This window comes from Phosphitispora sp. TUW77 (assembly GCF_048453025.1).
In the GTDB taxonomy this organism is placed as follows: Bacteria; Bacillota; Thermincolia; order Thermincolales; family UBA2595; genus Phosphitispora.
This window is the reverse complement of the sequence record NZ_CP156677.1, coordinates 2,058,290-2,070,768: the sequence shown is the minus strand read 5'-3', so window position 1 is coordinate 2,070,768 and position 12,479 is coordinate 2,058,290. Positions and strand designations below refer to the sequence as shown.

Genomic DNA, 12,479 nt, shown 5'->3' with positions numbered 1-12,479 from the left:
TTGCTGATATTTCAGTATGGTATTATTATAATTATAGTATTAATAATTACAACTTTTATATGGTACAGGGAACGGTATGTGTTAAAGGTCAGGAAGTACAATGTTTATTTGCCAAACCTGCCTGAAACTCTTGCCGGGTTTACCGTGCTTCACCTTAGTGACCTGCACGGTAAACGGTTTGGGAAATGCCAGAAAAAATTACTGCACCTTATCAGACAACAGCAGTTTGATTTGGTTGCCATTACCGGTGACCTGGTGAATAAGTTCTGGCCTGACATTGACCCTGCGGTAGAACTTATTCAAAATTTGCCTGATAAGCCGGTATATTTTGTCTCCGGTAACCATGAATGGAAAACTGGTTTCCGTCACAGGGAAAAACTCAGGGAACTGGGAGTCCAGATATTGGATAATAAGGCTGAAATGGCCGGATACAAAGATGGTTATATATGGGTGCTGGGTGTGGATGACCCGCACACCGGCAGGGATAATCTTGACAAGGCCTTACAGGAAGCCGCGCAAGAATCTGGTGAACCGCGAGTGCCACGGCTGCTGCTGGCCCATTCGCCAAATATATTTCCTAAAGCAGATGACCGGAAGATTGACCTTATACTGGCCGGGCATACTCATGGGGGGCAGGTAAGGTTTCCGTTGGTTGGCGCGGTTTTTGCACCCGGTCAGGGGTTATTACCCCGATGGGATTATGGCAAGTACCAAGCTGAGCATTCCACGATGATTATAAGTTCGGGACTTGGGGAGAGTGATTTGCCGATAAGATTCAATATCAGACCGGAAATTGTGCTTGTTTCTCTGTTCCCTGCCGGTTGAGAAGTTGAGATTAAAATGTGAGGTGAATTCACAATATGTCTTTTTGTGGATTAGGTGAAGTTATTGTTAATATGAGAGTTGGTCCGGAACATTTTCTTATGAGGGTATATGTCCCCCAATTAACAAGGCTGGCAAAGCCCGGTCAGTTTGTCCATGTTCGCTGCAGCAGAAGTTTGGACCCGCTGCTAAGAAGGCCTATCAGCCTTCACGGGATCGACTATAACAAAGGTACCATTAGTCTTCTTTACCAGGTTGCAGGCACCGGGACGCGCCTGCTGGCTGAGATGAACCCAGGTGATGAGATAGATGTCATGGGCCCTTTGGGGAAAGGGTTTACTGTACCTGACGGAATTAAAAAGGCACTTGTAGTGGGTGGCGGTATCGGTGCAGCTCCCTTGTTTCCTCTTATCCAGAGCCTGAAACATTATGGAATACAACAGATTGTACTGCTGGGAGCACGGTCTGCGGATTTTATCATCGGCAAGGAACAATTGGAGTCACTTGGAGTACCGGTTAAGATAGCTACAGATGACGGCAGCCTTGGATATAAAGGGTTTATCACCAGACTGGCTGAAGATGTAATTGCTGCTTATAAACCGGATTATTTCTTTGCCTGTGGGCCCAATCCTATGCTTAGGACACTGCTTGACATTACGGCAAAATATGCTTTAAAGGGCCAGGTTTCATTGGAGGAATATATGGGCTGCGGGGTAGGCGCCTGTTTGGCCTGTGTATGTAAAAGCAAAGCTGTTGCCGGCAGCGGGACGGCTGATTCAACAGAGGGCTTTGAGTATAAAAAAGTATGTACAGATGGCCCGGTTTTTAATGCAAGTGAGGTGATTCTGGATGACTGACCCGGCCGTTAATATGGCTGTTAACCTGGGTGGGCTGCAAATGAAGAACCCGGTAACAACAGCTTCCGGCACTTTTGGTTTTGGTCCCGAATATGCGCCTTATGTGGACCTAAACAACCTTGGGGCAATTACTGTAAAAGGAACGACTCTGGAACCCAGGCAAGGGAACCCTACCCCCAGGATAGCCGAGACCCCTGCCGGGATACTTAACTGTATAGGATTGCAGAACCCCGGTGTAGACCATTTTATTAAGGAAAACCTGCCATTTCTTAGAAAATATGATACCCCTGTAATTGTTAATATTGCTGGCAACTCGGTGGACGATTACGCTGAGTTAGCTCGCAGGCTTTCACCGGCCCAGGGTGTTTCTGCCTTGGAGGTTAATATTTCATGCCCAAATGTGAAGCAGGGCGGCATGGCTTTTGGCGCCAACGGTTTTATGGCTGCTGAGGTTATCCGGGCGGTTAGGGATAATACCACTCTTCCTGTGATAGCCAAGCTGTCCCCCAATGTGACGGATATAGTTGAAATAGCCGGGAGAGTTGCCGAAGCAGGGGCGGATGCCCTGGCTTTAATCAATACACTGCTGGGTATGAAAATAGATATTAATACCAGGAAGCCGTTTCTTGGCAATGTTATGGGCGGGCTGTCCGGTCCGGCTATCAGGCCGGTGGCTGTACGCATGGTATGGCAGGTTGCCCGTGCAGTCAGTTTGCCTATACTGGGAATGGGTGGTATTATGAATGCAGAGGATGCCATTGAATTTATCCTAGCGGGTGCCACTGCGGTTTCCGTAGGGACCGCCAATTTTGTTAATCCCTTAGCGACCATGGATATCCTGGCAGGTATTGAGCAGTATATGAAAGACAATGGTATATGGGATATCAATGACCTGGTGGGGGCTGCCTGGAAATAATATGGAGGTGCACGATATGTCCGCAAAAGACAGGCTTATTATAGCGCTTGATGTTGATACAATAAGAGAGGCCGAAAAACTTGTGTCAATGCTGCAGGACCATGTAGGGGTGTTTAAGATAGGTATGCAGTTGTTTAACAGTGAGGGGCCGGAGGTAGTTAATAGGCTTCACAGCATGGGCGGGAAGATTTTTCTTGATTTGAAGCTCCATGATATCCCCAACACGGTGGGTAAGGCAGGGGCGGTGCTGACGCGGATGAAGGTATTTATGTATAATGTACATACAGCTGGCGGTTCGGAAATGATGCAAAAAGCCGTGGAGTTTACTGAAGCGGAGAGCGCCAAATCAGGCGGTTCAATACCGTTGATAATCGGAGTTACAGTTCTGACCAGCATTAACCAGGATATCCTGAACAATGAACTAGGCATTCTCGGAAGTGTGGCCGACCAGGTTGTCCACTGGGCCAAGCTGGCCCAGGATTCAGGTCTGAACGGCGTGGTGGCTTCACCTAAAGAAATAACCGCTATCAGAGAAGCCTGTGGTCCTGATTTTGTCATCATTACTCCTGGCGTGCGTCCCACCTGGGCAGCGGCAAATGACCAGAAAAGAGTCATGACACCGGGGGAAGCGGTTAAGGCAGGTGCCAGTTATCTGGTAGTCGGCAGGCCGATAACGGGGGCAGCTGACCCTGTGGAGGCAGCCAAAAGAATAGTTGATGAAATGGGGGAGGTTTAAATTGTTAACAAAGGAACAGGCAACCGAAATTTTTGTTAAATCAAAAGCTCTTCTTACCGGTCATTTCCGGTTAACTTCAGGGAGACACAGCAATCAGTATATGCAGTGTGCCCAGGTTTTGCAGTACCCTGAATATGCGTCTCAGCTATGCCGTGACCTTGCTGAAAGGTTTTCCGGCATTAAAGTGGACACAGTTATCGGACCTGCCCTTGGGGGAATTATTGTGGCATATGAAGTTGGCAGGGCCATGGGGATCAGGACAATATTTACTGAAAGGGAACAGGGAGTAATGTCCTTGAGAAGGGGGTTTGAAATAGAACCCGGTGAAAAGGTACTGGTTGTGGAGGATGTGGTTACCACAGGAGGTTCGGTTAAAGAGGTAATTGATGTTGTCCGCCAAAAAGGCGGTGAAGTAGCCGGTGTAGGCGTATTAGTTGACCGCAGCAACGGTAAGGTGGACTTTGGAGTCAAAACTGAAGCCGTACTCTCTATGGAAATACTCTCATATGAACCTGATGACTGTCCATTATGCAAGCAAGGCCTGTCGCTGGTAAAACCGGGAAGCAGGCAGGTATAAAAGCAGGCAGGTATAAATGAAATGCCCGTTACACGGAAGACCGTATAACGGGTTTTTTAATCAGTGGACAGACTGTTTTTTTGGCTCTGCAATTATCGTTTTTTGATTATCATAAATCACCATACCTGGTTTAGCACCTTTGGGTTTGCGGACATTTTTCCGCAAAGTATAATCCACAGGTGCCTTTGAGGATTCACGAGCCTGGGAATAGTATGCGGCAATTTCTGCAGCCTTCCGGATGACATTGTCGGGAATTTCACCGGCTAAGGGATTTCTGATAATTATATGGGAACCGGGGATATCCTTAACATGCAGCCAGAGGTCATTGGGCTGTGCCAGTTTCATAGTCAGGTAATCGTTTTGACGGTTATTACGGCCTACCAGGATTTCAAAGCCCTCTTTGGTATTCAGTTTCATTGGTTCAGGTTTGGAGACTTGTGGTTCGTGTTTTTTGGCATTTCTGCTGAACCCGGTTTTTTCGGGTTTAATATACCCTTCTTTGATTAGTTCAGACCTTATTTCTTCAAGTTGAGTTATGTTTTCGGCCTGTTCTGCGGAGGTGACAACTGATTCCAGGTAATCCAGCTCCGCCCTGGTTTCCTGAAGATAGTTCCGGGCAATTGTTCCTGCCTGACGCGACTTACTATATCTTTTAAAATATAACTGGGCATTTTCCGCTGCGGAAAACCGGGGGTCAAGGGGAATCAGGACTGTTTTCCCCTCCGGGTCATAATAGTTTTCCAGTTCAACAGTTTTTGCCCGCTCCGGTATCCGGAATATGTTTGCGGTAATCAATTCGCCAAAAATCTTTAGTTTCTCAGCATCATCGGCTTTTTCCAGATTCGAGGCGTGAATGGAATGTTTTTTTCGGGCCTTCTTAATTTCATTTTGCACTGTTTTCATTAGATTGGCTGTTTCCTGCTTGAATTGTTCCAGGCGTTCTTTAACGGAATAGAATTCATCAATTACCTCACTGATGCTTCCCGGCTTGCAGGAGGCTTCAGAATAATACGTGAGGCTTATAGCCGAAAAGGCAGCCGGAATATCATCAAAAAAGCAGACAACCGGCTGAAACTCTCCTGACCTGAGTTGTTCCTGAATTGATTTAAAGACCCTCCAGAGCTGGGTTAGTTCAATTTCACCAAGATATTGGCTGCCGGTACCGGGTTCAAGACCGGCCCTGATGGCTATTTCCCTGCAGGTTTGCGGGCTGAACCCGTCAAAGCTGTTTAATAGTATTTTCTCTATAGGCAGGTCATGGGAAAGGTCCCACAGCTCTGAACGGAATTGGTCTTCAGTTACTAATGAGGGGTCCTGTTTTTCTGATTCCGGAGGGGGTATATATTGTCTGCCAGGCAGGATCTCGCGGTGCCTGCTGGTAGCATATGAATAACGGGTGATTCCATCAAGGACAATATTGGTAGTAGGGTTAACCAGAATAATATTACTGTGTTTTCCCATAACCTCACATATCAGTATTTTCTCTGCCGGGATACCCAGTTCGTCTATTGCTTCTACCCGGATATTCAGAATTCTTTCCAGACCGGGTTGATCTATGCCCGTGATTTTACCTCCTTCAAGGTGTTTTCTTAGGACCATACAGAAGAGAGGAGGGGTCAGGGGGTTTTCCCTTGTGGTTTTTGTGAAATGTATCCTTGCTTTTCCGGGATCTGCCGATATCAGGAGCCGGTACTTGGTGCGGTTTTTGTGAATAACCAGGATTATTTCCTTAGCCAGGGGCTGATATATTTTTTCAATCCGGCCTCCGATAATGGTTTTGTTCAGGTCTTCCCGTACAGCAGCCATTACCAGTCCGTCAAAAGCCATCAAATCACCCCTTCACCTAAATCAAGTTTCCGTTATAGTATAACACATTATTTGTCAATTGGCATATCGAAAAACAGCTATATATTGTATACAATTGGGAGGGGTGTTGCAAAACGGAAAGAGATGGTATAAGATATTAAAATAGATATACTGCCTATGATGCTTGGTACCAGCCAAGCGTTTTTCACGAAAGGGGGTGGAAGAAATGAAGTTTACCAAAATGCAGGGACTGGGTAATGATTTTATCCTGGTTGATTCTATAAAAGACGATATATCAGAGGATTTGGGAGAACTATCAAGAAAAGTCTGTGACAGGCATTTCGGTATCGGGGGTGATGGACTGGTACTAATTCTTCCCTCCCGGGAAGCTGATATCCGGATGCGGATATTTAATCCTGACGGCAGTGAGCCTGAAATGTGCGGAAATGCAATAAGGTGTTTTGCCAGGTATGTTTATGAACATAATATTGTCAGAAAAAAGGTGCTGACTGTAGAGACCCTTGCCGGTCTAATTGTACCGGAATTGATACTGGAGAGTGAAAAGGCGGTCTCGGTTAGGGTAGACATGGGTAAACCCCGCTTGGAAAGAGGACTGATTCCCATGGAGGGCCCTGAAGGCAAGGTAGTTAATGAAACTGTAGCGGTAGATAAAGAGAAATACAGGGTAACGTGTGTGTCAATGGGAAATCCGCATTGCATCATTTTTGTTGATGATGTAAATAATGTATCTCTGGCCCAGGTTGGCCCGTCCCTGGAAAGTCACCCGGTTTTCCCAAAAAAGACAAATGTTGAGTTTGTACAGGTTATTAACAATCAAGAGGTCAATATGCGTGTCTGGGAAAGGGGGGCAGGGGAAACCCTGGCTTGTGGTACTGGAGCTTGTGCTACCGGGGTAGCGTGTGTATTAAACGGTCTCACCGACAAGAAGATAATGGTTCACCTGGCAGGAGGAGACCTTGTTATAGAGTGGGCGGACAATGGACATGTTTACATGACAGGACCGGCTGAATACGTATTTACCGGAGAATATTAAGATAGGCAGGTTGACTGCTGGTCGTAAATAAAGGAGGTTTTTTATTAAAGTGGAAGAGGCAAAAAGAATTAAACAATTACCACCATATTTGTTTGCCCGTATTGAAAAGACTATTGAAAAGGCAAAGGCCGATGGGGTTGATGTTATCAGTCTTGGAATTGGGGACCCTGACCGGCCTACTCCCGGACATGTTATTGATACACTTTGTGAACAGGCACAAAACCCTGAGAATCATCGGTACCCATCTTCGGTGGGAATGATTAAATACCGGGAGGCAGTGGCGCAATACCATAAGGAAAGGTTTGGAATAGACCTTGATCCTAAGAACGAAGTAGTTACCCTTATAGGCTCAAAAGAAGGTATTGCCCATATTTCATTATGTTATCTGGACCCAGGGGATGTTGCCCTCATTCCTGACCCTGGCTATCCCGTATATGGAATTGGGGCTCTGCTGGCAGGGGCAGAATCTTATACAATGCCTTTAAAAGCGGAAAACGGTTTTCTGCCTGACCTGGATGCAATACCGGCGGATATTGCTAAAAAGGCAAAACTGATGTTTGTCAATTATCCAAATAATCCTACCGGGGCAGTTGCGGATGATGACTTTTACAGGAAACTAATTGAATTTGCCAAGAAATATAATGTGATTGTATGTCACGATGCGGCTTATCAGGAAATTGCCTTTGACGGATATCGGCCGCCAAGCTTTTTAGAGTATCCCGGAGCCAAGGATGTGGGTATTGAGTTTGGTTCACTTTCAAAATCGTTTAACATGACCGGATGGCGGATTGCCTGGGCAGTTGGGAATTCCCGCGTTATTGAGGCCCTTGGCAGAATTAAGTCAAATATGGATTCCGGGGCGTTTCAAGCAGTACAGTATGCCGGTATAACTGCCCTAACAGGTCCGCAGGATTGTCCAGCTGAAATGAGCGAGGTTTATAAGGAACGGGCTAAAGTTGTTATTGATGGCTTAAACAGTATGGGTTGGAACCTTACTATGCCAAAGGCAACTATTTATCTTTGGGTTCCTGTGCCCAAGGGATACACCTCGATGTCTTTTGCCGAGATGGTATTTGAAAAAACCGGGGTGGTAATAACTCCAGGCAATGGCTATGGTGAATATGGGGAAGGTTTTTTTCGGATTGCCCTGACAGTGGAAAAGGAGCGCATAGAAGAAGCTATTGACCGTTTGAAAAAGAATATAGGACCACTGGAGTTTTAAAAAATAAATATGACCACTGGAGTTTTAAAAAATAAATATGACCATGATAAGGCTGTCCCATAGTGAACTGAGTGAATCAGTCATTAAATGGGACAGTTTTTCTTTTTAACCTGGAAACTCAGAAGAACTAGAAAAAATATGCAGAAAATATATTATTTTAAAGGAAAAAGTCGTAATATGTAGAAATATAGGAGCGTAGGAAAAAAATGCCACAAGAGAGACAGGAGGAGATGGTGTGCGGAAACCGGTATTACGGATTACCTTGAGAATGAAATTTATTTTAGTTTTTTGTTTTATAATATTTTTGGTTATGGCGCTGACGGGTTACTTTAGTTTTAATAGGGCCAAAACTTCCCTTGAGGATGAAATGGGGAGGACTCTGATGGCTATTGCCCGTACCGGTGCATTGATGATTGACGGTGATCAGCATGCTTTACTGAAGTCACCGGAGGATGAAAACACAGATATATATCTTAATATAAAAGCTATCCTGCAGCAGATTAAGGAAGAAAATGATGCTACCTATGTTTACACAATGGCTAAGATTGACGAGGAACGGGTTATGTTTGTAATAGATGCTGAAGAAGATGAGCCTTCTCACCTCGGAGATGAGTATGAAAATGGCATGGAACCTGAAATGGAAATGGCTTTTGATGGTGAGAGTATTTATACGCGTGAATTTTATACTGATGAATGGGGGACCTTCAAAACCGGGTATGCCCCTATAATGAATTCATCAGGTGAAGTTGTGGCTATTCTGGGTATTGACATTTCGGCAGAAAAGGTAATTCATGAAGAAAACGACTTCCTTAAACAGTATTGCATTGCCGGTGCTGCCGGTATCCTGATTGGAATTATATGCAGCATTGTGTTTGCTGCATATCTAACTTCTCCAATGAGAAAAATGGTTACTACCCTGTCAGAGATTGCCGACATGAAGGGCGACCTGACACAGGAGATAAGGGTAAATTCGGCTGACGAGCTTGGACAGCTGGCTGCCCAGTTTAACAGAATGCTGGCTAACTTAAGGACTTTGATTAGAAATATTAGGGAAAATACTCATCAAGTTGCAGGTACAAGTACAGGTCTCTCTGATACTGCCTCCAAAGCCAGTATAGCTACAGATGGAATAGTTGCGGCAATTGAAGATACTGTCAGGGCAGTTGAGGAAGGCAGTGAAAAACAGAGGGAAAGTGTGCAAAAGGCTATCCAGGTAATGGATCAGTTTAGTACTTCTTTGCAGCAGGTGGCTGTCGGCGCTGCTGAACAGGCTGAACATGTGGGTAAGACATCTGAATATGTTAATGAGATTGCAGGGGAAATACACCAGGTTGCGGAGAGCAGCCGCACTGTTGCGGATTCTTCAGCCAGTACTGCTGAAGCTGCCTTGGCAGGTACGGATGTAATAACAGGTACAGTTGATGGGATGGAAAAAATCCGCAGTATTGTACAGGAAGCGGCTAAAAACATACATAAGCTGGGAAGCATGTCTCAACAAATAGGTGAAATAATTTTGGTAATTGATGATATCGCAGAACAGACAAATCTCCTGGCATTGAATGCTGCTATTGAGGCGGCAAGGGCGGGTGAACATGGCAAGGGTTTTGCCGTTGTGGCGGATGAAGTGCGAAAGCTTGCGGAACGCAGCAGCAAGTCAACTAAAGAGATAGGCGAACTGGTTATGACTATTACCAGGGGTATAGAGAGTTCTGTTTCTGCTATGTCTTTAACCGTAGCCGAAGTTGATACTGTCTTTTCCCGCAGCGCACAAGCAGGTGATATGCTTCGGGATATTCTTAACTTGGCTGAAAAAGCCGCTAAACAGGTTCAGCAAATTAATGAATCTACTTTAAGAATTTCTGAAAAAAGCAAGGATATGGTAAGTGCAATAGACACTGTTGCGGCAATTGTAGAAGAAAATTCAGCTGCCAGCTCTGAAATGACTTGTAGCAGCCAAGATGTCAGAGAAATGGTTATGAACATTGGATATGTCTCTTCACAGACGTCTCAGGTTGTTAAAGATGTGGCGACCTCCGGTGAAGAAATGCGCACTGTTGTGGAGAAAATTGCCAAATCATCTGAAGTCCTTGCTGATATGGCTCAACAGTTAGACAGTATGACTGCCAGTTTTAAGCTGGATAAAAAAGGTTAAAGGGTGTAATTTTACTGATTTTTTAAGATTTCTAAAGGAATTTTTCATATAAGGTAGAACTATAATTTCTGTGCAGGGCATGGAAATTTCGGATAACGGACAGAAAATCAGCAATAATACACAAAAACATGAATAAAATGGTGCATAATAAACAAAAAGGGGTTGAAGCAAAACAGATATGGTAAAGAGTATGACCGGCTATGGCAGGGGAGAAAATGAAACTCAGGAAAAGGCTTTTACGGTGGAAATTAGGTCTGTAAACCATCGGTTTTGCGAAGTTGTAGTTAGAATGCCCAAGTATTATATAGCCTTGGAGGATCGTATCCGAAAATTGATTCAGGAATATGTTTCCAGGGGTAGGCTTGATGTTTTTGTAAATGTCAGTGACCGGGGCAGGGGGAAAAAAACAATTCAAGTTGACAAAGACCTCGCTATGGCTTATTATAATGCATTGAGGGAATTAGGGGAAAGTCTGGGAATCGTGGATAAACCGGGAATAATTGATATTGCAAGACTACCTGATGTGATTCTTATGGAAGATATTCAGGATGATCTTGACATTATTTGGCCGGTACTGCAAAAGGCGGTTGAGGAAGCGGTAGAAAACATTGTCGAAATGCGTTCAACCGAAGGCCTGAGACTTAGAGAAGACCTGCTCATGCGCATCGGCAGGCTGGAGCAGTATACTGAAACAATAACCGGCAGAGCACCGGCAGTTGTCTCTGAGTTCCGAGATAAACTAAAGACTAGGCTGAAGGAATTAGATGAGGCGATTGATATCGATGAAGCCAGATTAGCTTCTGAGTTGGCTGTTTTTGCTGACCGCAGTAATATATCTGAGGAATTGGTAAGACTCAGGAGCCATTTTACGGAACTTCGAGCTACATTGTCTCAGGATGAACCTGCGGGCAGAAAACTAGATTTTCTGGTTCAGGAATTGAACCGAGAGTTTAATACAATTGGTTCCAAGGCTAATGATGCTGCTATATCTTCTATAATAATAACTGCAAAGAGTGAAGTGGAGAAAATCAGAGAACAGGTGCAAAATATAGAATAACTGAGTAATACATGTATTTTTCGAGTAAAAGAAGGTTTCTCGGGGAAAATACTATAAGTACCTGCACAGAATTGGTTTTTACTAATTTCCATTTGAGGAGGAAGGTTTATGGATATCAAGTTAATTAATATTGGATTTGGTAATATCGTTTCAGCCAATAGGATTATTGCTATTGTAAGTCCTGAATCGGCACCGATAAAAAGGATTATAACCGAAGCCCGTGATCGCGGCATGCTTGTTGATGCCACATATGGGCGAAGAACCAGGGCGGTTATTATTACTGACAGTGATCATGTCATCCTTTCGGCAGTACAGCCCGAAACAGTCGCTCACCGTCTATCACACAAGGATACTTCTCACCAGGAAGACCCGGCAGATTAACAGATATAGAGGGGAATGGTGGTATGACAGTACCGGGTTTGCTTATTGTGATTTCAGGTCCATCGGGCACAGGAAAAGGGAGTATTTGTAGATGCTTGTTAAAACGTAGGCCTGACATATTTCTTTCGGTTTCTGCTACTACCAGGTTACCTAGAGCTGGCGAAACCAATGGAAAAGAATATCATTTTAAGGATAAAACAGAGTTTGAAGCAATGCTGGCCCAGGATGAGTTCCTGGAATGGGCTTCTGTATATGATAATTATTACGGGACTCCCAGGACACCGGTTGACAGTGCACTGGCTCAAGGCAGGGATGTATTACTGGAAATAGATATCAAGGGCGCCCTTAAAGTAAAGCAAAAAGCCCCGGAAGGTATATATATCTTTTTGGTTCCACCTTCCATGGAAGTTCTTAGAACCAGGATAACAGGCAGAGGTACAGATTCTATGGAAGTTATCAGTAAGAGGCTGGGCAAGTCCATGGAGGAATTATCGTACCTTTATGAATATAATTATGTAGTGGTGAATGATGTTTTAGAGGAAGCTGCAGCTAAGGTAGAGAGTATAATAATTGCTGAAAAGAGCCGTACCCACCGGTACCGTATTCAGTCAAATGCGGGCCCGGAAGAGCCGCTCCTGGTAGAGAAAGATTTAAAGAATTGGTGAGGGGGTAAAAAATGAAGCAACCTTCTTTGGATGATTTGATGAAACATGTGGATAGTAAGTATACTTTGGTTGTTGCTGCAGCAAAAAGGGCAAGGGAAATTACGGAAGGAATGCCCAAACTTGTTGAAACCGATTCTTACAAACCTGTTTCTGTAGCTCTTGAGGAGATTTCCGAAAATATGATTCAATATGAGAGAACTAAAGCCGGGATTAAGTGAGGTCCCGTCCGGGAAA

The 12,479-nt window shown here is 44.5% G+C and carries 13 protein-coding genes; 12 read left to right on the top strand and 1 reads right to left on the bottom strand.

Annotated elements, in window-relative coordinates:
* The 5 genes from ABFY19_RS09995 to pyrE are packed head-to-tail and all read left to right on the top strand — an operon-like array spanning position 1 to position 3,908.
* Positions 1-825 (top strand): metallophosphoesterase, encoded by an 825-nt coding sequence (locus tag ABFY19_RS09995; protein ID WP_418790512.1) that lies wholly within the window; start codon positions 1-3, stop codon positions 823-825.
* Between the two features lie 35 nt (positions 826-860).
* The gene (locus ABFY19_RS09990; RefSeq protein ID WP_418790511.1) at positions 861-1,679 is read left to right on the top strand and encodes a dihydroorotate dehydrogenase electron transfer subunit; all 819 of its coding nucleotides are present in this window, start codon (positions 861-863) and stop codon (positions 1,677-1,679) included.
* On the top strand, positions 1,672-2,595 hold the full coding sequence (locus ABFY19_RS09985; RefSeq protein ID WP_418790510.1) for a dihydroorotate dehydrogenase: 924 nt from the start codon (positions 1,672-1,674) through the stop codon (positions 2,593-2,595). Before ABFY19_RS09990 ends, ABFY19_RS09985 begins: the two co-directional genes overlap by 8 nt.
* A 16-nt stretch (positions 2,596-2,611) precedes the next feature.
* On the top strand, positions 2,612-3,331 hold the full coding sequence (pyrF, locus tag ABFY19_RS09980; protein ID WP_418790509.1) for an orotidine-5'-phosphate decarboxylase: 720 nt from the start codon (positions 2,612-2,614) through the stop codon (positions 3,329-3,331).
* Positions 3,312-3,908 carry an orotate phosphoribosyltransferase gene (gene pyrE, locus ABFY19_RS09975; protein WP_418790508.1) on the top strand — a complete coding sequence of 199 codons (597 nt, stop codon included), beginning with the start codon at positions 3,312-3,314 and terminating at the stop codon, positions 3,906-3,908. The genes pyrF and pyrE overlap by 20 nt, the downstream gene beginning before the upstream one ends.
* A gap of 60 nt (positions 3,909-3,968) precedes the next feature.
* Here the strand turns inward: pyrE and ABFY19_RS09970 are convergent, their stop codons facing one another.
* Entirely contained in the window at positions 3,969-5,735 is a 1,767-nt protein-coding gene (locus ABFY19_RS09970; protein ID WP_418790507.1) for an Rqc2 family fibronectin-binding protein, read from the bottom strand.
* Positions 5,736-5,940: 205 nt separating this feature from the next.
* On the opposite strand from ABFY19_RS09970, the gene dapF reads away from it, so the two are divergent.
* The 7 genes from dapF (at position 5,941) to rpoZ (ending at position 12,463) form a co-directional block, all read left to right on the top strand.
* Positions 5,941-6,768: a diaminopimelate epimerase gene (dapF, locus tag ABFY19_RS09965; protein ID WP_418790506.1), complete on the top strand. Its 828-nt coding sequence runs from the start codon at positions 5,941-5,943 to the stop codon at positions 6,766-6,768.
* 43 nt (positions 6,769-6,811) lie between these two features.
* Positions 6,812-7,990 (top strand): LL-diaminopimelate aminotransferase, encoded by a 1,179-nt coding sequence (locus tag ABFY19_RS09960; RefSeq protein ID WP_418792582.1) that lies wholly within the window; start codon positions 6,812-6,814, stop codon positions 7,988-7,990.
* Positions 7,991-8,225: 235 nt separating this feature from the next.
* The gene (locus tag ABFY19_RS09955; protein WP_418790505.1) at positions 8,226-10,142 is read left to right on the top strand and encodes a methyl-accepting chemotaxis protein; all 1,917 of its coding nucleotides are present in this window, start codon (positions 8,226-8,228) and stop codon (positions 10,140-10,142) included.
* Positions 10,143-10,320: 178 nt separating this feature from the next.
* Entirely contained in the window at positions 10,321-11,199 is an 879-nt protein-coding gene (locus tag ABFY19_RS09950) for a YicC/YloC family endoribonuclease (protein WP_418790504.1), read from the top strand.
* 108 nt (positions 11,200-11,307) lie between these two features.
* The gene (gene remA, locus ABFY19_RS09945; RefSeq protein ID WP_418790503.1) at positions 11,308-11,580 is read left to right on the top strand and encodes an extracellular matrix/biofilm regulator RemA; all 273 of its coding nucleotides are present in this window, start codon (positions 11,308-11,310) and stop codon (positions 11,578-11,580) included.
* Between the two features lie 23 nt (positions 11,581-11,603).
* Positions 11,604-12,245 carry a guanylate kinase gene (gene gmk, locus ABFY19_RS09940; RefSeq protein WP_418790502.1) on the top strand — a complete coding sequence of 214 codons (642 nt, stop codon included), beginning with the start codon at positions 11,604-11,606 and terminating at the stop codon, positions 12,243-12,245.
* A gap of 11 nt (positions 12,246-12,256) precedes the next feature.
* Positions 12,257-12,463, top strand: coding sequence for a DNA-directed RNA polymerase subunit omega (gene rpoZ, locus ABFY19_RS09935; protein WP_418790501.1), 207 nt, complete (start codon positions 12,257-12,259; stop codon positions 12,461-12,463).
* Positions 12,464-12,479 lie beyond the last annotated feature (16 nt).

What these genes read in the sequence shown, in the direction of transcription:
- ABFY19_RS09990 (WP_418790511.1), top strand. Translation starts at nt 861, where the DNA reads ATGTCTTTTTGTGGATTAGGTGAAGTTATTGTTAATATGAGAGTTGGT.
- ABFY19_RS09985 (WP_418790510.1), top strand. Translation starts at nt 1,672, where the DNA reads ATGACTGACCCGGCCGTTAATATGGCTGTTAACCTGGGTGGGCTGCAA.
- pyrF (WP_418790509.1), top strand. Translation starts at nt 2,612, where the DNA reads ATGTCCGCAAAAGACAGGCTTATTATAGCGCTTGATGTTGATACAATA.
- pyrE (WP_418790508.1), top strand. Translation starts at nt 3,312, where the DNA reads ATGAAATGGGGGAGGTTTAAATTGTTAACAAAGGAACAGGCAACCGAA.
- ABFY19_RS09970 (WP_418790507.1), bottom strand. Translation starts at nt 5,735, where the DNA reads ATGGCTTTTGACGGACTGGTAATGGCTGCTGTACGGGAAGACCTGAAC.
- dapF (WP_418790506.1), top strand. Translation starts at nt 5,941, where the DNA reads ATGAAGTTTACCAAAATGCAGGGACTGGGTAATGATTTTATCCTGGTT.
- ABFY19_RS09950 (WP_418790504.1), top strand. Translation starts at nt 10,321, where the DNA reads ATGGTAAAGAGTATGACCGGCTATGGCAGGGGAGAAAATGAAACTCAG.
- remA (WP_418790503.1), top strand. Translation starts at nt 11,308, where the DNA reads ATGGATATCAAGTTAATTAATATTGGATTTGGTAATATCGTTTCAGCC.
- gmk (WP_418790502.1), top strand. Translation starts at nt 11,604, where the DNA reads ATGACAGTACCGGGTTTGCTTATTGTGATTTCAGGTCCATCGGGCACA.
- rpoZ (WP_418790501.1), top strand. Translation starts at nt 12,257, where the DNA reads ATGAAGCAACCTTCTTTGGATGATTTGATGAAACATGTGGATAGTAAG.